This is a genomic window from Desulfuromonadaceae bacterium, from assembly GCA_019429445.1.
Classification (GTDB): Bacteria; Desulfobacterota; Desulfuromonadia; order Desulfuromonadales; family JAHYIW01; genus JAHYIW01.
On sequence record JAHYIW010000008.1, the window covers coordinates 35,483 to 57,550 of the forward strand.

Consider the following 22,068-nt stretch of genomic DNA (forward strand, 5'->3'; position numbering starts at 1 on the left):
AGAGACGACGTATGAACGACGCCATTATGCTTGACCCGCAAGCGATTGAAAGCCGCAGTTTTGAACTTATCGATGCGGAAGCGGGCGCACATCCCTTTTCGGCACAGGAATGGCCGGTGGTGCGACGGATCGTGCATACCACCGCCGATTTTGAATTTATCGCCAATACTGTCTTTGCCCCCGGCGTGCTTGATTCGGCTCTGACCGCGATCCGCGCCGGAGCCAAAATCCTGTGTGATACCAATATGGTCGTCGCCGGGGTCAGCAAGCCGCGCCTGCACGCATTTGGTGGCAGCGCCAGCTGTCATGTCGCCGATGCCGATGTTGCCGGGGAGGCAAAAGAAGCCGGGATTACCCGTTCGATCGTCGCCCTGCGCAAGGGCGTTGCGGCAGGGTGCACCATCTTCCTGATCGGCAATGCGCCGACCGCCCTCTATGAACTGCTCGCCCTGGCCCAGGCCGGCAGGGTGACTCCGGCGCTGGTGGTCGGCTGCCCGGTCGGTTTTGTCGGCGCGGCGGAATCGAAGGAGGCGCTCTTCGCCAGTGATCTGCCTTACATCGTCTGTCGCGGGCGCAAGGGTGGTTCGGCGATTGCTGCCGCAATCTTCAACGCCCTGACCATTCTCGCCCACGCGGAGTCCGCATGAAACCGCTCGTTTTGCTCGCGTTGATGCTCGGGTTTTTCCCGCTACCGGCTGCCGCGATGCATATCAGTGAGGGAATTTTGCCAGGCGGGTGGGCGATTCTCTGGTTTGTGGTCGCGGCCCCTTTCGTCGTCTGGGGGGGGTGGCGAATCAGCCAGCGCCGCGCTATCGATCCCGGCTACATTTCACTGGTTGGCATCTTCGGGGCGGCGGTTTTCGTCTTCAGTTGTTTTCCGCTGCCAGTACCGGTGGCGGGGAGTACCGCCCATCCAGCGGGAACCGGTCTGAGCGCGATTCTGCTCGGTGGTCCGGCGAGCGTGGTGGTGGCCTTCATCTCTCTCCTTCTTCAGGCGTTGTTTCTGGCCCACGGGGGGCTGACCACCCTTGGCGGGAATACTTTTTCGATGGGCGTTGTCGGTTCGTTCAGCGGTCTGGCCGCGTTCAAACTGGCCCGCCTGTGCCGGGGCAACCTCTTCTGGTCAGGGTTTGCCGCCGGGGTCGCCTCCGATCTGTTAACCTATCTGGGAACCGCGACCGAGATGGCGCTGGCACTGCATGGCGACACCCCGCTCCTGACGGTGCTCGGACAGATTTACCTTGCCTTCATGCCGACTCAGGTGCCGATCTCGATCCTCGAAGGAGTGGTCATTGGCGGGATGCTGGTTTATGTCCGCAAACACCGCCCTGACATTCTACGCAAATTGAAGATTATCACTGCGGAGGAGAGATGAAACGATTCCTGCTGGCACTGTTTTTGGTGTTTTTGACCCTGCCCGCCGACGCCGCAGAAAGCAAGTGGCCGGGGGTTGATGAAGCGGTGGTGGAAAAATTCGCGGCGCAGCTCGGGCGCACCGCCCGCGAGCCATACCTCAATACCGATCAGGGGGATCTGCTCCTCTTTGTCTTTGCCCTGGCGGGAGGGATCGGCGGCTTCATTATGGGGTATTACTGGCATAAAGTCTTCATCGTCAAACAGGACCTCTGCCTTAAAGACGGGGAGGATTGACCCTTCCATGCACCCTTTGATCGACATCAGCCAGCATTCCGCGCTCACCGCCCTTGACGGGCGGATCAAGGTGATCCTGGTCGCCGGTGCGCTGACGGTCAACCTGGCCGCCGCGAGCTGGCGGGTTTCGTGCGGATTGGCACTGCTCGCCTGGCTGTTGACGCTGTTCGCCGGGGTTCGCCAAAAGCAGTTCTGGCGGCGGCTGGCGATTCCGCTGCTGCTGGCCAGCGTGGCGTTCATCACCCAGCTGTTCTGGATCAAAAGTGGTGACCGGGTCGTCTTCTCCGGTATGGCGATCCACGCCGATGCGCTGTGGAGTGGTTTGGCGCTGGCGTCCCGGATTCTCGGCGGCATGGCCGTGATCCTCTTTTTTGTCCTGACCACCCCGCTGCCGGAGTTGATGCGCGCGGCCCGATCCTTTCGGTGTCCGTCAGTACTGGTCGAACTGACGCTGATCATGTATCGTTATATTTTCCTGCTACTTGAAGAAGGAGAGCGGATTCGCACTGCCCAGCGCGCGCGCGCCGGGTACAGCACCTTTCGCAGCGGACTGCGGTCATCCTCGATGCTCGGCGGGATGCTGCTGTTACGTACCTACGACCGGGCCGAGCGCAGTTTTGAAGCGATGCTCTGTCGCGGTTACCGGGGTGCGCTGTTGGCCCCGCCCGAAAGCGGAATTTCGCGCGGCAACTGGCGGGCACTGGGGGTCGGGGTGGCGATGCTCGGTGGCCTTTATCTGATCGGATGACACCAACTGATGCTGAAGATTGAAGCATTACAGCATACCTATAACGACGGTACGCTGGCGTTGAACGGGATCGATCTGGAGATCGAACGGGGAGACTTCCTCGCTATCCTCGGATCGAACGGCAGTGGCAAGACCACCCTGATCAAGCATCTCAACGGTCTGTTGCAACCAACGGCGGGACGGGTTCTGTTTGGCGGAAAACCGGTGACCCAGGTCGAGGACCGCGAAATCTTCAGTCGCATCGGGATCGTTTTTCAGGATCCGAACGATCAACTCTTTGCCGCCACCGTCGCCGAGGATGTCGCTTTTGGCCCGGCCAACCTGGGGCTGACGGAAGCCGAAGTCGGCCGGCGGGTCAGCGCCGCCCTGCACCAGGTCGGGATCATCAAGCTGGCCGAAAAATCGATCCACGCTTTGTCCCACGGGCAGAAAAAACGCGTCTGTATCGCGGGGATTCTGGCGATGCAGCCGAGTGTCATGATTCTCGATGAACCGACCGCCGGACTCGATCCGATGGGGGTGCATGCGTTGATGCATCTGCTCGAAGAACTCAATCACCGGGAGGGGATCACCATGATCATGGCGACCCATGTCGTCGATCTGGTGCCGCTCTTTATGAGCAAAATTGCCATCCTCAGCAAAGGCAAATTATTGCGTTGCGGTACTCCTCGTGACGTGTTCGGCGACGCCGAAGCGCTCAAGAAAGCGAAGCTGCATCTGCCGCTGGTAGCGGAGCTGATGAATATTCTCAAGACCCGCGATCAGGTTAATCTGCACCATATCCCCCTCACCGTCGGTGAAGCGCGGCGTGAAATTCTGCGCCTGCTGTCGGTTGAGGACGTGATCGCGCGGGTCTGATGGCGCGCCGTCTCCGTAGCGGCTACACCACCGGTGCCTGCGCCGCCGCCGCCGCGCTGGGTGCGGCGCGCATGTTGCGCGAGCAACGCTCGCTCGATGAGGTGACGTTGGAGCTGCCTGCGGGTGAAACGGCGACATTTACGTTACACGGACAGACGTTTGCTGACGGAACGGCGCATTGCTTGGTGATCAAGGACGCCGGGGACGACCCCGATATCACCAACGGCGTCGAGGTTCATGCCGAAGTGGTTTTAAATCCCCCCCAGCCCCCCTTTTTCAAGGGTGGGGGCGAAGAAGAACCAGATAGTGCAGAGGGTGGCAATAACATTCTCCCCTTTAGCAAAGGGGGGTCAGGGGGGATTTGTATTATCGGCGGGACCGGGATTGGGCACATCACCAAGCCGGGACTGGCGGTCCCGGTCGGTGACTGGGCGATTAATCCGGTGCCGCGCCAGATGATTACCGCCGCCATTCAATCGGTCTTTGCGAATCGCCCGATTCAGGTTACACTGTCGATTCCGGACGGTGAGGAGCGGGCAAAAAAGACGCTGAACGCGCGCCTCGGCATCGTCGGCGGGCTGTCGCTCCTGGGTACCACCGGGATCGTACATCCGCTGTCGCACCAGGCCTGGACCGATACCCTTGATGTGGCGCTCGCGGTGGCCGCCGCCGTCGGCTGCGACTGTCCGGTTTTTGCTACCGGACGCAGCAGCGAAGCTGCTGCCCAAGGCTTCCTCAATTTCAAGGAAGAAGCCTACGTGATGATGGGTGATCACGTGCGCTATGCGGTACAGGCGGCCCGGCGCAAGGGGTTCAAAAAAATCGTGCTGGCAGCGCAGTTCGCCAAACTGGTCAAGATCGCCTGTGGTCATCCGCAGACCCATGTCGATTCCTCACGGCTCGATCTGGCGGAGATGGCAGGCTGGGTCGGTGGCGAGGACCACGCTTTCATCCGCACGGCCAATACCGCCCGCGAGCTCTTTCAGACGTTTGGTCCCGACCACCGACTGGTGGCTGCGACCGCGCAGCGGGCGCTGACGCAGCTGCGGGACTGGAGCGAGAATCTGGCAACAGGAATAATTCTGGTTGATTACGATAAACAGGTGGCAGGAACCTTCGGGGAACTGCCCCCGCAACGAAACGGGTGAGACGATGGGACGAACAATTCATGTAATCGGCGGCGGCGTCGAAGGGCAGGAAGGTTTCAGTCAACGGGCGTTAGAAATCATCGCGCAAGCCGAACTGATGGTTGCCGGAGAACGGCAGCTGGCGCTTTTCCCCGACTTCAGCGGGGAGAAGCTGGCAATCGGCAGCAATCTCGGTGAGGTTGCCGAGGTGCTGAAAACGACCGCCAAGGCCGCGGTGGTGATCGCCTCGGGCGATCCGCTCTTCTTCGGCATCGGTCGCTACCTGCTGCGCAACCTGTCGGCAGAGCGACTCGAATTCATCTCCAACGTCTCGTCGATTCAGTACGCCTTTGCTGCGATCAAGGAACCGTGGGATGACGCGGTTTTTATTTCTGCGCACGGGCGCGGACTGAAAGAGGCGGTCGACCGGATCGTCGCCAATGACAAGGCAGCGGTGCTGACCGATGAGCTCCACACCCCGGCGGTGATTGCCGCCGAACTGATCGACCGGGGACGCGACGGGTACGCCGCCTGGCTGTGTGAAAATCTGGGGCGCGACGACGAACGGATTGTCGCCACCGATGTCAAGGGGCTGCTCGATATCCAGGCCGCGCCGCTCAACGTGCTGATTCTGATCAAGGAATACGACGCCGAAGGGGAAGCATCGCATAGTGCGCTGGGAATCAGCGACGATGAATTTATCACCCACAAAAAACTGATCACCAAAGAGGAAGTACGGGCGATTACCCTGGCCAAATTACGTCTGCGTCACGACATGGTGCTGTGGGATGTCGGTGCCGGTTCCGGTTCGGTCAGTATTGAGGCAGACAACCTGCTCGTCAACGGTACGGTGATGGCGATTGAGCGCAACACCGAGTATATCGCCTTTCTCAAGGAGAACCTGAAAAAGTTCAACAGCCGTAACGTCACCCTCATCGAAGGGGACGCACCCTACTGCTTTGATGACCTCCCCGATCCCGACCGGGTCTTTATCGGCGGCTCCGGCGGCAACCTGTGGGAAATCCTGGAAGCGGTCGACGGACGCCTGTCGTCCGACGGGCGCGTGGTCGTCAACGCGGTGACCCTCGACACCCTGACCGCCGCCAACGAGTATTTTGAAAATGCCGGTTACAACGTCGAAGTCACAGCAGTCAATATCGCCCGCACCAAGCCGCTGACCGACTATAAGCTGTTCGAAGCGTTCAATCCCGTTTACGTCATTGTGGCCGAGAAGATTTAAACATTTTGTATTCACCACGAAGTTCACGAAGCACGAAGAGAACCTTTAAGAAAAGATACCGTTTTAAATCTTTTCCTCCGTGTCCTCCGTGGTGAAATGGATTGATTTATACATTATTATTCACCGCAAAGTTCACGGAGAGCACGATGAGGATCGTTGAGAAGAGATCCTGTTTTAAATCTTTTCCTTCGTGAACTTCGTGTCCTGGTGGTGAAAAGGGTTATATATGAGCTTAAACAGTAACCGGACAACAACCGGTCCACGCGTCATCGCCGTTGGCGTCGGTCCCGGCGACCCGGAACTGGTGACGCTGAAAGGTGCCCGCCTCCTTGGCGAAGCCGATGTCGTGATCACCCCGGTCGGCGACAAGGGGGACGGCTCGATCGCGCGCGCGATTGTCGCCGGTCTGGTCGATCCCGCCCGCCAGGAGATTGTCGAACAGGTCTTCCCAATGCGTCGTGACCGCGACGGTTTGGCGGAAATCCGCCGCGCCTCGGCACGGATGATGGCCGCGCATGTCGCCGCCGGACGCACCGTCGCTTTCGTCACCCTTGGCGACCCGTTCCTCTACAGCACCTTTCTTTATGTCTACCATTATCTGCGCGAAGAGTTCCCCGCCACCCCGGTCGAAGTCGTCTCCGGGGTGTCGTCGATCCATGCCGCCGCGGCCCGCGCCGATCTGCCCCTCGGCCTCGCCGATGAGCGCATCGCGATCCTCCCGGCGACTTTTGAAGATGAGCGTCTGCGCCGCGCCCTGGCCGATTTCGACACCGTGGTGTTGATGAAGGTCTTTCGGGTCTTCGATCAGGTGCGTGAGCTGCTGCGGGAACTCGATCTGCTCGCCAGGGCGGTCTATCTGAAACGGGTCGGTTTGCCGGACGAAACGGTGGTGACCGATCTCGACCAGGTGCGTGATGACGACCTCGACTATTTGTCACTGATTATTGTCAAAAAATAGCAGCCGTAAGGTTATATCGATGCCCGCAGAAATCATTTTCGTCGGCGCCGGTCCCGGCGATCCCGAACTTATCACCGTTAAAGGGCTGAAAGCCCTCCAGTCCGCCGATATCGTCGTTTACGCCGGTTCACTGGTCAGCACCGCGCATCTGGCTGAACTGAAACCCGGCGCGCAGGCCTACGACAGCGCGCCACTGACCCTCGATGAAGTCCTCGCCATCATGATTCCGGCGGTCAGGGCAGGGAAGATGGTGGTGCGCCTGCATACCGGTGACCCGGCGATCTACGGCGCGATTCAGGAGCAGCTCGAGGTACTGGAACAGGAAAAGATTCCCTGTCGGGTGATCCCCGGCGTCACTGCGGCGTTTGCCGCTGCGGCCAGCCTGCGTCAGGAACTGACCCTGCCGGAGGTGTCGCAGACGGTGATCCTTTCGCGCCGCGAAGGGCGCACCCCGGTGCCGGAGAATGAAAAGCTGGAAAAACTCGCGGCGATCGGCGGCACTCTTTGCCTTTATCTCTCCGTTGGGATGATGGAAAAAGTCGTTACAGAGCTTCTCGCTGGAGGTGTTTATACTGAGCAGACGCCGGTTGCGGTCGTTAGTAAGGCAAGCTGGGCGGACGAACAAATGGTCGAGGGAACACTGGCCGATATTGCGGGAAAAGTGACTGCCGCCGGGATCAAGAAACAGGCCTTGATCATCGTGGGAGAAACATTAAGGGCACGAAAAGGGGGCGTGCCGGTCAAATCGAAACTGTACGATGCTGGCTTTAGCCACGGCTATCGAGAGAAGAAGTAGATGATTTTCTCCGTGATCTTCGTGCCCTCCGTGGTGAGATTTCTTTAAAAGGAAAAAATGAAACTCGCGATTGTCGCCATCACCGACGGCGGTGCCATGCTCGCCCGTCGCCTCTCTTCCGGGTTAACTGACGCGGATCTTTACCTCCCCGAACGTTTCCGGGAGGATGATAGCAGCCGATATTTTGCCGAACCCGTGGCACACCTGCTGCCACGACTGTTCACCGAATATGCCGGGCTGATCTGCATCATGGCCACCGGGATCGTAGTGCGGGTGCTGGCGCCGCAGCTGCGCGGCAAGGCGCTCGATCCGGCGGTGGTGGTGTGCGATGAAAAGGGGCAGTTTGCGATCAGTCTTCTTTCCGGCCATCTGGGGGGCGCCAACGCGCTGGCGGAAGAAATCGCCGGGCTGCTGGACGGACAGGCGGTGATTACCACCGCGACCGATGTCAACAACCTTCCCGCCTGGGACGAGATCGCCCGTCTGACCGGGATGGTTGTCGAACCATTGGAACAGATCCGGGAACTCAACGGGAGGTTGCTGCGCGGGGAGCCGATCGTCCTGGTCGATCCCCGGCGGCGAATCGCTGAGCGCTACCTTGATCTGCCGGGAATTACCTGGTGTGACACCTTTATGGCCGCCGATGCGTTTCCCGGCGTCGCCAGGGTTGTGGTTACGCACCGGCTGCTGTCGCAAAAAGAACAGGGAAACAATCTGCTGCTGCGTCCGCGTGATCTGATCGTCGGCATCGGCTGTAATCGCCATACGTCGCGTGTCGAGATCGCGGCGGCGGTCGACGAGGAGTTGCAACGGGCGCGGTTGTCACTGGACAGCGTCGCCGCCCTCGCCACTATCGACGCCAAAGACGACGAACCCGGGCTTCTCGACTTCGCCCGGCAGTGGCAGTTGCGACTGGAATTTCATTCCGCCGCTGCCCTCAATGCGGTTGACGTACCGACGGTTCCCTCTGACTATGTGCTTGCGGCGGTCGGTGCCAAAGGGGTCTGCGAACCGGCGGCGCTGCTGTCCGCCGGAGCGGGGGGCCGGATCATTCTGCGTAAACGGAAGAATGGCAATGTGACGGTGGCGGTTGCCGAGAAACCCTGAATTCGATTTCACCACGAAGAGCACGAAGAGCACGAAGAGCACGAAGAGCACGAAGAGCACGAAGAAAACCACATAACCATGTATGTTTATCTCCGTGCCCTTCGTGTTCTCCAGTGAACAAAGTGAACGGGTGGTGAGTGATTTTAGAACCGCGCGTTGAAAAAGAAAGTCTTGCTATAAATATGAGTGGAAAATTATACGTCGTCGGTCTCGGTCCCGGCGATTTGCAACATATGACCCCGGCCTGCAACGCGGCGCTGGAAGAGGCTGCGGTGATCGTCGGCTACCAGACCTACCTTGACCTGATCGCGCCGCTTTTGGTCGGGAAAGAGGTCATCTCCTCGGGGATGATGAAAGAGGTTGACCGCTGTCGGCAGGCGCTGGAGATTGCCGCGACCGGAAAGATTGTGGCTCTGGTGTCATCGGGGGATGCCGGGATTTACGGCATGGCGGGGCTGGTTCTCGAACTGGTGAACGAACCGGGCCGTGCGCTCGAAGCGGTCGCGGTTGAAATGATCCCCGGCGTTTCGGCGGTGCAGGCGGCGGCGTCCCGCTTGGGTGCACCGCTGATGCACGATTTTGCGGTGATCTCCCTCTCCGACCTGCTCACCCCCTGGCCGTTGATCAGACGTCGACTCGATGCCGCCGGACGCGCCGATTTTGTCATTGCCCTCTACAATCCGCGCAGCAAATCCCGCGTCACCCAGATCGAAGAGGGGCGCGACATTCTGTTGCGGCATCGTTCCCCGGATACTCCGGTCGGGATCGTGCGCAATGCCTGTCGGGTTGGCGAGAGTGTCACCCTCAGCACTCTGGCGACCTTCACGGACGAAGAGATCAACATGTTTTCGCTGGTGATGATCGGTAACAGTGCGACTTTTATCGATACAACCGGGCGGATGATTACCCCGCGCGGCTATGCGGCACGTTATCTGTGCACCGATAAGGCCTCCGCCCCCCTTCCGACAAAACGGGTGCAGACCCTTTTTGTCGGTGGCACCGGCAGCGATGTCGGCAAGAGTCTGGTGGTGGCGGGACTCTGCCGCTTACTAAAGCGTCAAGGGAAGTCGGTCGCACCGTTCAAGGCGCAGAACATGGCGCTTAACTCGGCGGTGACCCCGGAAGGGGGAGAGATCGGCCGGGCGCAGGCGTTGCAGGCAGCGGCCTGTGGACTCGCGCCGCATACCGACATGAACCCGGTGCTGCTGAAGCCGAATTCGGCGACCGGCTCGCAGGTCATCGTCCATGGCAAACCGATCGGCAACATGAGTGTCACTGAGTATCATGCCTATAAGGATCAGGCCTTCGTCAAAGTGCGGGAGTCGTTCAAACGGTTGGCGACGCAGTACGACCTGGTAATCATGGAAGGGGCCGGGAGTATTGCCGAGATCAATCTCAAGGCGACCGACATCACCAATCTGCGCGCGGCGGCAATCGCCGACGCGCCGGTACTGCTGGTTGCGGACATCGATCGCGGCGGGGTCTTCGCCGCCATTGTCGGCACGCTGGAACTATTGACGCAGGAAGAGCGAGCAGCTGTTGCTGGAGTGATCATTAACAAGTTCCGTGGCGATCCCGCCCTGCTTGAATCGGGGCTACGGGAGATTGAAGACCGCACCGGCGTGCCGGTCCTCGGCGTCATTCCGTGGCTGAAGTTGCGGCTGCCGGAAGAGGATTCTGTTGCGCTGACGCGCAAAGTCATGACAGCTCCGGAGGCGTTGGTGCGGATCGGCGTGGTGCGGTTGCCGCACCTGTCCAACTACACCGATTTCGATCCCCTTGAGCAATCACCCGGCGTCGGTCTGAGTTATTTTGACGAGCCGCGCGCAATCGCGGCCCTTGATCTGATTATTCTCCCCGGCAGCAAAAGCACTCTGGCCGATCTGATCTGGTTGCAGGAGACCGGGATGGCAACGGCCATCAGCGCCTATCACGCCGCCGGTGGGCGGGTCATCGGGATCTGCGGTGGCTATCAGATGCTCGGTCACAGCATCGCCGATCCCGACGGCGTGGAATCCGCCCTGGACAGCGTGGCAGGGCTGGGGCTGCTCGACGTGACGACGACCCTCTTTCCCGACAAACAGACCCACCTGGTGCGCGGCGAGTTGTTGCCCGCTGCCCGGCGCGCCGGACTGACCATGCGCGGCGAGATCACCGGCTATGAAATCCACATGGGGGAAACCCTCCTGACAGCGAGTGTCGCTCCGCTACTGCAACTCAGCGAGCGGTCGCAGCAGCGCGTGGCCCTCAACGAGGGCGCGATCAGTGCTGACGGGCGGGTCTGGGGGAGTTATCTGCACGGACTGTTCGACAACGCCGAGCTGACCCGTGACCTGTTAACCCGGATCGCTGCCGACCTAAACGTGATCCTCCCGGCGGGAGACGGTGCCAACGGCACCTCCGTTGATGCCGAGCTTGACCGCTGGGCCGACCATCTCGCGACACATCTCGATCTGCAAAAAATCTTTTCCCTGCTCAATGTGGAGCCAGAGAAATGAGTTGGTTGGTCGCCACCGCCTTCGGGCTTGATCTGCTCTGTGGCGACCCGCGCAAAATGCCACACCCGGTGGTCGGCATCGGCAAATTGATCGCTTTCTTCGACAATAAGCTGAACACCGGTTCGGCTCCCGCTTTGGGCGGTGTCCAGCTGGTGACCGGAACATTGATCATCACCGGTCTCCTCGCCTGGCTTGGGTTGACCCTCCTTGGCCTGCTCTCAACCCTGCTCGGCTGGATAGCAGCGGCGTGGTTGGCGTATACAACGTTGGCATTGCGTGAACTGCATCGCCAGAGTCGCACGGTGGTGGACTGTGTTGAGCACGGTGATCTTGCGGCAGCGCGTACGGCTCTTTCTCACATCGTCGGGCGTGACACCGCGCAACTGAATGAGGAACAAATCCTCACGGCGTGTATCGAAACCGTGGCGGAAAATGCCTCGGACGGCGTCATCGCCCCACTCTTCTATCTCTTTCTCGGTGGCCCGGTGCTGGCGCTCCTTTATAAAGCGATCAACACGATGGATTCGATGGTCGGTTACAAGAACGAAAAATACCGTGAGTTCGGACGCTGTGCGGCGCGGCTCGACGATCTGGCCAACTGGCTTCCCGCGCGATTGACGGGAATGTTGATCGTCGTGGCGGCAGCGACTGCCGGTCTGAATGGCGGGGCAAGTTTCCGCTGTCTGCTGCGTGATGCCCGCAAACACGCCAGCCCCAATGCCGGGTGGCCCGAAGCAGCGGCAGCGGGTGCCCTCGGGATTCAACTCGGGGGCGCAGCGAACTATTTCGGCAAGAAGGTTGACAAAGCCACTCTTGGCGACCCGGATCAACCGGTGACAGTGGCATCATATCGGGGCATGGTCAAGCTGCTTTACCTGGCCGCGAGCTACGCGTTGGCAGGAGGGATGGTGGTGCAATGGCTGATCTGACTCTCCCCTCCCACGGTGGCGAGGCGTTGCGGGTGGCGCGTGAATCGGGCATTCCGCTCGCGGACGTTCTCGATTTCTCCGCCAGTATCAATCCTCTCGGAATGCCGGCGGGGGTGCGACCAGCGGCGCTGGCCGCGCTCGACGAATGCATTCATTATCCCGAGGCGCACGGGGCCTCGCTGATTGAGGCGCTGGCTGATTTTCACGCGGTGGCGGCGCAGCGGCTGCTGGTCGGCAACGGCTCGACGGAACTGATCTATCTGCTGTCCCGTGTCCTGCGCCCGCGCCGGGCGGCGCTCGTCACCCCGGCGTTCAGTGAATATGCCAAAGCCTTGGCGCAGGTCGACTGTCCGGTCGATTCGATCCCGCTCTTGGCTGATGATGATTTCCAGTGCGATCCAGAGCGGATCGTGGCGGCGTTGGCGGACGATGTTGACCTTGTGTGGCTGGCGAATCCCGGCAACCCGAGCGGCGCGTTGCTTGATCTTGATACGATCCGACGGCTGTTGGTGTTGCTGCCGGAGGGCGTCCGGGTGGTGCTCGACGAAGCGTTTATCGACTTTGCCCCGAACGCCTCATTTGTCGCTCAGGCCGCCAAATATCCGCAACTGATGATGCTGCGTTCGATGACCAAATTTTACGCCATCCCCGGCTTGCGGGTCGGCTATCTCCTTGCCGCGCCAGAGCTGATCGCGACCCTGCGTGACGCCCAGCCCCCCTGGAGTCTGTCGACTCCGGCGCTGGCGGCGGCGAAGGCCTGTTTGCGGGACGCTGATTATCGGCTACGCACGCTGGCGATGATGCCGCAGTGGCGGGAGGCCCTGGCAAAAGGGCTGACGGCACTGGGCGCGACGGTCTATCCGTCAGCAGCCAACTATCTGCTGGTGCGGCTGCCCACCGCTGCACCCGCCGCGTCCATCGTTGCCGCCCGCCTGCGCGACCAGGGGATCCTGATCCGCAACTGCGGAAATTTTTACCCCCTCGATGAACGGATGGTGCGCGTGGCGGTGAAAACGCCGGAGGACAATGGACGACTGGTTAAGGCGTTGCGGAATCAGCTTTGACTGACTGCGGGGGCAGCGATTGGATAAATGGAACATAAAAAAATGGCTGCCGGTGCTGCTGGTGATTGTCGGGGGCATCTTCTATCTGGAAGGTGGATCGGTGAAGATGATCGATCCGGAGGTGGACAACACCACAGAGAGCACAGAGAACTCAGGGAAAATCTAAAAAAATAGGACGCAGATAACTGCGGAAAAGGCGGATTGAGATTTAAAGACAAAAGGGTTTTAAAGGTTAAGGCTTGATCCGAAGCTTCCGATTTGATCCGTGTTCCATCCAACGCATTTTGAATGACAGTCAGCCAAATGAACAGACTCACGAAGCTGAAAGATAAGAAAATTCTGAATTCTGGGGGCACAATACCGATTAATTCCATACGGCACACAGGGTCACTATCCTCAATAAAAATCTGGCGCCCTCACTCCCCCACCAACTTCTCCTCGCCCCCCGGCGGCAAAAAACTCTCCCCGGTCACGACACTCTTGCCGGTCTGATCCTCCAGCTCCCGCCACGCCTTGTGCGCAATGCCGCCCCCTGCTTGGATCAACTTAGAGCGGTTTGTTATTTTTGGCTTCCTGCCAAGGTCCGCCAGCAAGCCATGACCCTTTGAATTCTTCTCCGTGCGTGCTCTTTTCTATTGGTGGCATAACAAAACCGGCAATAAAGGTCGCAACCTCTGCCAATTCCACTTCTACAGTCAGATCAGCCCGATTGAGGAATGCTTTCCATTGCCTGATTTTCTGAACGTCAGCAAAGAACTCCGGGGTTAATGCCAGAGGCAGTTCAACCGGCAATGGTGTATTTCTCTGCTCAAAAGTTCTCGCCAGTGCCGTCGCCAGCGTCATGCCGTCGAAATCGAACTGACTGCCGAGGACCCACAGATCATGAAAATCCTTCATGCGGCTGTTGGCTATACCCAGGTGAACCATTGCCTGGAATTTTTCAGCAATGACCGTTTCACGAGGATAGACCCGCAGATGCGGAGCAGGGTGATCAAGTAACGTCGGGTATTCGGCAGAATCTGCTGAGGGTGTTATTACGTCGCCGAAACCGATATCCACTTGCAGATGAATGCGGGCACCGGCAAGGTCGGCATTGAGTTTGAGCCTCGTGCCGCCGTATTCCATCTGGTCCCTGATGTCTTCAGCCTGGACACTGGCCGTATCAAAAGTGATCCCGTCCTCGGCCACATCTGTTTGGCAGATTGAACGAAATACCGTAACCAGCGCTTCGATCTCACTATCTCCATAACCGAGCAGATCAACGTCCCGTGTCGAACGGTAACTGACAACTCCCCACAACGGAAAAAGCATGGCACCTTTCAGAACAAAGCGTTCCCGGTATTCTGAGCGGCCCAGGCGATAGAGAAACCTTTCCAGCCCGTAACGGGTGAGCAGCAGATTGAAATCGACCCGCTTTGATCTTGCCTGGTCAAGCAATCGCCGACGAACCGAAGCTGCGATATTTGCTCCCCGAATTTGAGTCATATGGCCATCACCTCTATATACGGCATCATGACATTGCTCACCCGGCAGACCTTGGCGTAACGCCAGAGGTCATCGATTGTACACCGGCCACTTTTCCGGCTTTCACGAAGTGCTTCCAGGGCAACATCCAGCCCGATTTTATGACGATATTTGAAACAGTCGGCGACGGTCTTCGCAAGGCAGTAAACTTTTATCTCCACGCCATCAATCCGGTGAGTTTCTACACCCTCACTGAGCGCAGGTCCTGAAAATCTGACAAATTTTATTGGCAGGGTGGTTTTGGGGAGATGAGCTTTGACGTCAATCGCCATCCAGATCTCGAATGGTGCTTGTGTTGTCAGATCGTGAAAGCGAAGTGCGGAAAGGAGGCAGACCACACCGTTAGGGATTGCTTTGCAAACCTCGGCCAGGGTCTGATGCTCTGTTACCTGTGCATCTGTCAGCCGATAGATCCCGCGCCCGACGCGCTGAACCACACCTCGCTTGCACAGACGGCTGATCTCAACCCGAGGGATTTCATGTTGTTCAAGATCGCGGGAGCGGACCACGCTTTGCCTGCCGAATAGATCAAGGAGTCTTTGCTGTGCCGTGAGATTCATGGTCACCGTCTCTTGTTACAAAGTGTCGATCTTAAAAAATATATACCTCGTATTTGGAACAGGCAAGCATTATTCCAGTAATCGGTCAGCTTGTTGCGGGTTTCCTGCCCCATCATCCGCTGCTGAATCCACTTTTCGCTGCGACCGTGTTGCTGCCAGTACTCTCTGGCACGGTCGAGGGAACGGTCCGGATCAGCCGCAGCAGGGTCTCGGGGCTGGCAACGTCGGTGAGATATTTCTTCTCGTCGGCGGCCTCCAGCTTCAGTCGGTTACATTTTGTAACCGACTCGTTTCCTTCTTTGTTCAGTCGGTTCTTGAGAACCTTTCAGTAATTGCGCGCTGCTTGAAAATCGTGGTTTTGCAGCAGCGCCTGAATGATATCGACGACTGAAAAATACCAGGTTTCGGCTTTCTCATCGTAAACCCGGCGAATTTTGTAGTCTTCGAAGCTGGCAGTTGATTTTTCATCATGCACCTCGTTATAAGATGGAAAATTCAGGGCACGATACGCAATTCACACAGAGGGTTTGCTTTCATCAGTCGCCTCATTGTTTTCTGCCCACTGCAGTGGCCGTATCAAGTCCTTGAAAAAGTTCCACTTCCCCGTAAGATGCTGGTAACGCCCGGCAACGATTCCAGGAGCAATCCCGAGTTCCGTAGCGAGCTGGATAATTTCTGCCCTTGATCCCAGGGTGGGGATGGTCACGTTGTATTTGGCCGGGATCAGGATCTCCGCAGCATATTGGTTCGCTCGCTCTTCGCGTGGATCGTCATGGCTCCCGTCATTGATCAGCAAATCCTTTTTGCTGTCGTGCAGCACATGGCCGGCCTCGTGGAAGAAAGAAAACCAGAACTTGTCTTCCCCCTTCCCCCTCAGGCACAGCAGGATCATCGCTTTGTCTGGTGTCAGCCACTTGGTCGCTCCGCTCCAAGGCACCTTTTTCATCTCGCGCACCGGCGCAACGGCAACGCCGGCTTCCGCGCACAGTCGCTTCATCTCAGGCTCGAAAACCTCCGCAGATTCGCGAGTCAGCTCGCGGATATGCTGCAAGGCCAGCTTGAACCGCGCTTTGTCGAAGGGTTGGCATTCAATGTCATGGGCCTGTAGTTCCCCCTGCCGAATCCAGGCAGAAGCATCGCCTGGCCGAGTTTCGAAACAGGGCGAGCGGCGTGCCGCAACGGCAGGGACGGCCCAGACCTTGGACCACGCCTTGACAGTGCCGACCCCGTAGAATTTCAGGACTTCCCGGAGCATAGAAACCTTGTCTGGTTGAGATTCCAGGCAACCGCGATCAATCAACTCCTTGACCGGAATCGTTCTCAGCCATTTGATACTGTCTACCAAACGCTGCCGTTCTTCTGTCTTCGCAAGTTGCTCCCGGTACTCCGCCTCAAGATTGTTCCAGAATCGCGCCGGGACCCTGGTCACCAATTCCAGTCGATTGGCTGTCGTGTAGGAGATCGGCTGCTCGCCCTTGAAAATACGGATCAGGGTCTGCTCGGTCAGCTCAAGCCGCCGAGCGAGTTCCTTCTGGTTCATGTCCAGTGATGTCATTACCTCGGAGAGTGTTTCTCCAGGCGCTACTGCGTAATCAGGTTCGAACGAGTACTTCTTTTTTGCTTTCATTTTGTTCATTGTGCACCTCGTTTCAGTGCGTATCTTCGATATCAATGATTTCTATTTCTTTGACCAGCGCCAGATCGATTCCTTCGTTGTTACGGTAGGGGGTCGAATCGTCAGCGGGGATGAAGAGCAGCCGATAGGGATGCTCCAGATCTACCGAAAATTGATCGGCACGATTCCCGGTCAGTTCATGGCATCGCGGTGGAGGAAGGTGTGAAATATCCGGCAATGCTTCTGCTGCCCTCAATTCCGCCATCAGTTGCTGAAGCTTGCGAGTCATTGCCTGACCCAGCTGCTTCTGCATCTCGCGCTGTTCGGAGCATAGTTTCTGTAATTTCTTTGTTCTGAAGTATATCAGCATCGGCTATAGACTCAAGACAAAAGTTAACATGTCATGTTAATAATAATCAAGACTACTGTCGAAAGAGTAAGGTGACTGATTAAATCCTGAGAGTCGATCTCATTCCGCAGACTTCCCCCTTCCTTGATCCTCTGCCTGCACCTACGCAAAAAGCCGCACCGACTGTCATTAACAGTCGGTGCGGCTTTTTTATTGCTTCAACATAAAATGCAAAAGATCATACCCCTCTGGCGCCAGGTTCAACGCAGTCTAGTACCCTGCAACCCCTTTCATTCTTTCAAGCAAAAATGGCGGGCCGGTCAAGGGAGAGAATATTCATTCGCCGACGATTCGACGCTCGGCCCACGCGGTTTGCTTAACCATCCAATTCGTTTTTGCGAATGCATCAATCGTGGATTGACAACACGTCGTTTCATCCGCCATCATGGCGAAGCAATGTTCAACCATCCGTGCTGATCTGAATCGTGAGAAATGCCTGTTGCAATGACATCTGCCCGTGACCCACATCCGACAGTCGGGCGCTTCGCCCCCAGCCCCAGCGGACCCCTGCACTGGGGTTCGCTGGTGGCGGCGGTGGGGAGTTATTGTCTGGCGCGGCGCGGCGGCGGGCGCTGGCTGGTGCGGATCGACGACCTCGATACGCCGCGGGTGGTAACGGGGGCGGCGGACGAGATTTTGCGGACGCTGGAACGACTCGGCATGGAGTGGGACGGAGAAATCGTCTGGCAAAGTCGGCGGACGGGGGCGTATGCGGCGGCGGTGGAAGAGCTGCGTGCGCAGGGGATGGTTTTTGCTTGTGGCTGTTCACGCAAGGAAATCCTTGCCAGTGCGCCGCAAGCGAGTGAAGAAGGACCGGTCTACCCAGGGACATGCCGCGCCGGGCTGCCGCCGGGGCATGTGGAGCGGGCGTTGCGTCTGCGGGTTACGAGCAGCCCGGTGGTCTTTGTCGACGGGGTGTTCGGGCGTTGCGTTCAGAATCTGGCTGCGGAAGTGGGTGATTTTGTGATGCGTCGCGCAGACGGGATTTTTTCCTATCAGCTCGCCTGTGTGGTCGACGATGCCGCCGCCGGGATCAATCAAGTGGTGCGTGGCGCAGATCTGCTCGGTTCGACGCCCCGCCAGATTTATCTGTACAAATGTCTCGGCCTGACTCCCCCCGCCTATCTTCATCTGCCACTGGCGCTGGCAGTTAACGGCGAAAAACTCAGCAAACGTCATGGAGATGTTGCCGATCTGGCGCTGCACTCGGGAGGGGTGCTGATTCGCGACACACTTCTTTTCCTTGGCCAGGAACCGGCGCCAGAGCTAACCGGAGCATCCGCTGCCGAAGTGCTGGCGTGGGGCTGCGCCAACTTTCAAATTTCTACGATCCCTGCGCTGGCGCGGGTATGGGGAGTACCGCCGGAATCGGCATCATAACCGTTTCCCTTGGGCGGCTTTTCCGCTAGACTACAAGGAACCCGATTGAATAACAGGAGGATTGCCATGCGTTGGATGTTGATTGCGCTGCTGAGTTCCGCTTTGCTGCTGAGTGGGTGCGCGGAAAAATTTTACAAAGTATCCAAGGATGAATACCGGGTGCGTGTCCAGACCCTTGGGGTGCTGCCGTTATTGATCGATACCGACTCGCTGAAGATTTATCCCGAAGCCGGGGAACTGGCGAAGGTGCTGATGAAAAACAATCTGGGCAAGGAAGCACGACTGGTCGAGATGTTGCGCAAGGTTAAAGGCTATTTTGATATCCGTGAAATTGTCGGCGATCCGGCGGCGCTGTATCAACGGCTGGTGACCAGAGGCGCGATGAACGACCGGGAACCGTTTTTCCGCAGCTACCGGTTTGATCCGCTGGTGGTTCGGGAGCTGGCTGATCGCAACGGCGTCGATGGGCTGCTGATCATCATTGTCAACGGCGTGACGCGCGGTGAAAAACGTTGGGATCGTACCAACCTCAGCTATTTGCATGCCGATTTTGACATGCTGCTGGCGACTGCGGCGGTGGCGACGGTCAGCGGTGACGTGCTCTGGGAGTTTCCCGGTTATGCCACGGAGCCGTTTTTGCCATTGCAGTATCCCAACTTTGACAAAGCCTATTATAATCTGGCAACGCGGGTTGATATCGAGGATATCTCTGTCGACGGGATCAATCGCCTGTTGACCGAACCGGATCGGGTAATTTTTGGTGGCACCAATTATTCGCGCCGTTACCGGGAGCTGTTCGACCGATTAACCAGTGCATTAAAGCCGGGCGGTCAGTTGCAGAGTCTTCCGGTGGCCCCTGCTACGGCCCAGTAGACATTTTTCAAAAGCGGCATTCACGCGCCCCCGGTGGATGCCGCTTTTTCTGGCAAAAGGAAGAAAAAACGACAATAGCAGTTGACACAGCCTGTTAAAGCAGGTACATAAAAGCTGAAGCTACAACATTTCAAGCCTACGTACGAGACCCTTTCACAAAATCTGACAATCAATATCCGGAAAAGCGAGTGACAATGAGCAACGCGTAAACGCGCGTTAACCCCATAGTGAACTTCTAAATACCCGAAATCAAATCGAGCAGGAAAACTACCAAAGTTTGACAAATACATAAGTGAATTAGCGATGTTCGGCGGTGCCGGGCATATTGTCATGTCATTTGCGTGATGCCGTTTTGCGGTGCGCGGGATGCTGTGATGACCAAGGAGCAGGAATGAACCTGAAAGAACTGAAAGAGAAAAAAGCGACGGAACTGGCGGAACTGGCCATCAGCCTCAAGGTTGAGGGAACCTCGGGGATGCGCAAGCAGGATCTGATTTTTTCGATCCTCAACGCTTCGGCCAAGAACGGCGAAATTTCGGGTGAAGGAGTGCTGGAAATCCTCCCTGACGGTTTCGGCTTTTTACGCGCTCCCGATGCCAACTATCTCCCCGGTCCTGACGATATCTACGTCTCTCCGTCGCAGATTCGGCGTTTCAACCTGCGCACCGGCGATACGGTGTCCGGGCAAATCCGTCCGCCCAAGGAAGGGGAGCGTTACTTTGCCCTGCTCAAGGTGTCCGAGGTTAACTACGAGGACCCGGCGGTGGCACGACGCAAGACCCTGTTTGACAATCTGACGCCCCTTTATCCCGAAGAACGAATTATCCTCGAAACGACAGCCGACAATCTGTCCGCCCGGGTCATCGACCTGGCAACGCCGGTCGGCAAAGGGCAACGCGCGCTGATCGTTGCGCCACCACGCACCGGCAAGACGATGCTGATGCAGAACATTGCCAACTCGATAACCGCCAATCACCCTGAAATTTATCTGATCGTCCTGCTGATTGACGAGCGCCCGGAAGAAGTCACCGACATGCAGCGTAACGTCAACGGCGAAGTGATCTCCTCGACCTTTGACGAACCGGCTTCACGCCACGTCCAGGTGGCCGAGATGGTTATCGAAAAAGCGCGGCGGCTGGTCGAGCACAAGCGCGACGTGGTGATTCTGCTCGATTCCATCACGCGTCTGGCGCGGGCGTATAATACGGTCGTGCCCCCTTCCGGCAAGATTCTTTCCGGCGGGGTCGATTCAAATGCCCTGCACAAACCGAAGCGCTTTTTCGGTGCCGCGCGTAATATCGAAGAGGGGGGCAGCCTGACGATTATCGCGACGGCGCTGATCGATACCGGCAGCAAGATGGACGAAGTTATCTTTGAGGAATTCAAGGGCACCGGCAATATGGAATTGCAACTTGATCGGCGGCTGGTCGACAAGCGAACCTTCCCCGCGATCGACATCAATAAATCGGGGACCCGCCGTGAGGAACTCCTCCTCGATCAGACCTCCCTGCAACGGATCTGGTTGTTGCGTAAAATTCTTTCGTCGATGAACGCCGTTGACGGCATGGAGTTTCTGCTCGACAAGCTCTCTGAAACCAAAAGCAATCAGGAGTTTTTTGACTCGATGAATCAATAATAGGGGAACAAGAAAAATCTTGCATAAAGCGGACATAAATGCTATTTGTCCGCACTTGACGATACCAACTTAAGGTCTGTGCCAAGCCAGACCGCAAGGAGCAATGATCATGAAACCGGAAATTCACCCGAAATATGAGGAAATCACTGTCAAGTGTCACTGCGGTGAAACATTTACCACTCGTTCGACCAAGATGGATGGGATTACGACTGAAGTTTGTTCCGCCTGCCACCCGTTTTACACCGGCAAGCAAAAGTTGCTCGATACCGCTGGCCGGATCGAACGCTTCCGCAAGAAGTACGCAAAAAACTAGGCACGCGCGAGAAACGGCCGCAATGGCCGTTTCTTTTTTGCAGCACTCTCTCCCGGTCCGGGCTCAGGCCGGATCGGTCGTAAGCGACGGAATCCGATGCGTGTTCAGCTGCTGACCCATACCCCCGATCCGGAACAGGTGGTTGCCGCCGCCGCACGGCTGTGTTATTCTGCCTCCTCCATCGATCAATTGCTCGCCAAAAGTCGCAACGACCGCGAAGTTCTGTTACGCAAGATTGTTGAGCTCGGGCATCTTTCGGTTCTTGAACACGCGACGTTTTCCTTCGGGGCCGAAGGGATCAGTCGTGCCTGCTCCCACCAGTTGGTTCGCCACCGGATTGCCTCATATTCCCAGCAGAGTCAGCGTTACGTTGCCCACCAGGAGCGCTTTGAGGCCGTCACCCCGGAGACCATCAATGCCCGGCCAGAACTGGCGGAGCGTTATCACCGGCTGCTCGACGAGATCCACACGGTTTACACGGAACTGCTGGCGGCGGATATCCCGGCGGAGGATGCCCGTTTTGTGTTGCCAAATGCGGCTGCGACCAAGATCGTGATCAGCATGAATGGTCGCGAACTGCTGCATTTTTTCTCGCTTCGTTGTTGTCGCCGGGCACAGTGGGAGATTCGTGCACTGGCGATTGAGATGTTGCGAGCGGTCCGTCCGGTCGCGCCGTTGCTTTTCGGCCAGGCGGGACCAGGTTGCTTGCGTGGTGCCTGTCCCGAAGGGACGATGACTTGCGGTGAAATCGGTGCCGTACGCCAGGAATTTTCGAAACTCTAA

22 protein-coding genes and 1 pseudogene are annotated in these 22,068 nt (G+C 57.8%); 18 read left to right on the forward strand and 5 right to left on the reverse strand.

Annotated elements, in window-relative coordinates; all coding sequences use genetic code 11:
• Positions 1-11 precede the first annotated feature (11 nt).
• From K0A93_04320 to K0A93_04380, 13 genes and pseudogenes are all read left to right on the forward strand, one after another.
• Complete coding sequence (locus tag K0A93_04320) at positions 12-647, forward strand: precorrin-8X methylmutase (GenBank protein ID MBW6511331.1); 636 nt, start codon at positions 12-14, stop codon at positions 645-647.
• Positions 644-1,650, forward strand: a pseudogene (locus K0A93_04325) (energy-coupling factor ABC transporter permease). The gene K0A93_04320 and the pseudogene K0A93_04325 overlap by 4 nt, the downstream one beginning before the upstream one ends.
• 7 nt (positions 1,651-1,657) lie before the next feature.
• Positions 1,658-2,398, forward strand: a complete 741-nt coding sequence (cbiQ, locus tag K0A93_04330; GenBank protein ID MBW6511332.1) for a cobalt ECF transporter T component CbiQ — start codon at positions 1,658-1,660, stop codon at positions 2,396-2,398.
• Between the two features lie 9 nt (positions 2,399-2,407).
• Positions 2,408-3,256 carry an ATP-binding cassette domain-containing protein gene (locus K0A93_04335; GenBank protein MBW6511333.1) on the forward strand — a complete coding sequence of 283 codons (849 nt, stop codon included), beginning with the start codon at positions 2,408-2,410 and terminating at the stop codon, positions 3,254-3,256.
• Complete coding sequence (gene cbiD / locus K0A93_04340; GenBank protein ID MBW6511334.1) at positions 3,253-4,404, forward strand: cobalt-precorrin-5B (C(1))-methyltransferase CbiD; 1,152 nt, start codon at positions 3,253-3,255, stop codon at positions 4,402-4,404. The genes K0A93_04335 and cbiD overlap by 4 nt, the downstream gene beginning before the upstream one ends.
• A 4-nt stretch (positions 4,405-4,408) precedes the next feature.
• Positions 4,409-5,623, forward strand: a complete 1,215-nt coding sequence (cbiE, locus tag K0A93_04345) for a precorrin-6y C5,15-methyltransferase (decarboxylating) subunit CbiE (GenBank protein MBW6511335.1) — start codon at positions 4,409-4,411, stop codon at positions 5,621-5,623.
• Between the two features lie 226 nt (positions 5,624-5,849).
• Positions 5,850-6,581: a precorrin-2 C(20)-methyltransferase gene (gene cobI / locus K0A93_04350; protein ID MBW6511336.1), complete on the forward strand. Its 732-nt coding sequence runs from the start codon at positions 5,850-5,852 to the stop codon at positions 6,579-6,581.
• A 19-nt stretch (positions 6,582-6,600) separates the two neighbouring features.
• Positions 6,601-7,377: a precorrin-4 C(11)-methyltransferase gene (gene cobM, locus K0A93_04355; protein ID MBW6511337.1), complete on the forward strand. Its 777-nt coding sequence runs from the start codon at positions 6,601-6,603 to the stop codon at positions 7,375-7,377.
• A gap of 57 nt (positions 7,378-7,434) precedes the next feature.
• On the forward strand, positions 7,435-8,484 hold the full coding sequence (locus K0A93_04360; GenBank protein ID MBW6511338.1) for a cobalt-precorrin 5A hydrolase: 1,050 nt from the start codon (positions 7,435-7,437) through the stop codon (positions 8,482-8,484).
• 182 nt (positions 8,485-8,666) lie between these two features.
• Positions 8,667-10,982, forward strand: a complete 2,316-nt coding sequence (locus tag K0A93_04365) for a cobyric acid synthase (GenBank protein ID MBW6511339.1) — start codon at positions 8,667-8,669, stop codon at positions 10,980-10,982.
• Positions 10,979-11,911, forward strand: a complete 933-nt coding sequence (cbiB, locus tag K0A93_04370) for an adenosylcobinamide-phosphate synthase CbiB (protein ID MBW6511340.1) — start codon at positions 10,979-10,981, stop codon at positions 11,909-11,911. Before K0A93_04365 ends, cbiB begins: the two co-directional genes overlap by 4 nt.
• A complete protein-coding gene (gene cobD / locus K0A93_04375; GenBank protein MBW6511341.1) occupies positions 11,899-12,975 on the forward strand; it encodes a threonine-phosphate decarboxylase CobD in 1,077 nt (358 codons plus the stop codon). The genes cbiB and cobD overlap by 13 nt, the downstream gene beginning before the upstream one ends.
• A gap of 19 nt (positions 12,976-12,994) precedes the next feature.
• The gene (locus tag K0A93_04380; GenBank protein ID MBW6511342.1) at positions 12,995-13,141 is read left to right on the forward strand and encodes a hypothetical protein; all 147 of its coding nucleotides are present in this window, start codon (positions 12,995-12,997) and stop codon (positions 13,139-13,141) included.
• A gap of 380 nt (positions 13,142-13,521) precedes the next feature.
• On the opposite strand, the gene K0A93_04385 is transcribed toward K0A93_04380, so the two are convergent.
• The 5 genes from K0A93_04385 to K0A93_04405 form a co-directional block, all read right to left on the reverse strand.
• The gene (locus tag K0A93_04385) at positions 13,522-14,460 is read right to left on the reverse strand and encodes a nucleotidyl transferase AbiEii/AbiGii toxin family protein (GenBank protein ID MBW6511343.1); all 939 of its coding nucleotides are present in this window, start codon (positions 14,458-14,460) and stop codon (positions 13,522-13,524) included.
• Positions 14,457-15,059, reverse strand: coding sequence for a type IV toxin-antitoxin system AbiEi family antitoxin domain-containing protein (locus K0A93_04390; protein ID MBW6511344.1), 603 nt, complete (start codon positions 15,057-15,059; stop codon positions 14,457-14,459). Before K0A93_04390 ends, K0A93_04385 begins: the two co-directional genes overlap by 4 nt.
• Before the next feature lie 325 nt (positions 15,060-15,384).
• The gene (locus K0A93_04395; GenBank protein MBW6511345.1) at positions 15,385-15,534 is read right to left on the reverse strand and encodes a hypothetical protein; all 150 of its coding nucleotides are present in this window, start codon (positions 15,532-15,534) and stop codon (positions 15,385-15,387) included.
• A gap of 39 nt (positions 15,535-15,573) precedes the next feature.
• Positions 15,574-16,695 (reverse strand): helix-turn-helix domain-containing protein, encoded by a 1,122-nt coding sequence (locus K0A93_04400; GenBank protein MBW6511346.1) that lies wholly within the window; start codon positions 16,693-16,695, stop codon positions 15,574-15,576.
• Between the two features lie 13 nt (positions 16,696-16,708).
• Positions 16,709-16,963 carry a hypothetical protein gene (locus K0A93_04405; protein MBW6511347.1) on the reverse strand — a complete coding sequence of 85 codons (255 nt, stop codon included), beginning with the start codon at positions 16,961-16,963 and terminating at the stop codon, positions 16,709-16,711.
• A gap of 564 nt (positions 16,964-17,527) precedes the next feature.
• On the opposite strand from K0A93_04405, the gene gluQRS reads away from it, so the two are divergent.
• From gluQRS to thyX, 5 genes are all read left to right on the forward strand, one after another.
• Positions 17,528-18,463 carry a tRNA glutamyl-Q(34) synthetase GluQRS gene (gene gluQRS / locus K0A93_04410; GenBank protein ID MBW6511348.1) on the forward strand — a complete coding sequence of 312 codons (936 nt, stop codon included), beginning with the start codon at positions 17,528-17,530 and terminating at the stop codon, positions 18,461-18,463.
• 66 nt (positions 18,464-18,529) lie between these two features.
• Positions 18,530-19,336: a hypothetical protein gene (locus K0A93_04415; GenBank protein ID MBW6511349.1), complete on the forward strand. Its 807-nt coding sequence runs from the start codon at positions 18,530-18,532 to the stop codon at positions 19,334-19,336.
• A 391-nt stretch (positions 19,337-19,727) separates the two neighbouring features.
• Complete coding sequence (gene rho, locus K0A93_04420) at positions 19,728-20,972, forward strand: transcription termination factor Rho (protein ID MBW6511350.1); 1,245 nt, start codon at positions 19,728-19,730, stop codon at positions 20,970-20,972.
• A 109-nt stretch (positions 20,973-21,081) separates the two neighbouring features.
• A complete protein-coding gene (gene rpmE, locus K0A93_04425) occupies positions 21,082-21,285 on the forward strand; it encodes a 50S ribosomal protein L31 (GenBank protein ID MBW6511351.1) in 204 nt (67 codons plus the stop codon).
• A gap of 96 nt (positions 21,286-21,381) precedes the next feature.
• Entirely contained in the window at positions 21,382-22,068 is a 687-nt protein-coding gene (gene thyX, locus K0A93_04430) for an FAD-dependent thymidylate synthase (GenBank protein MBW6511352.1), read from the forward strand.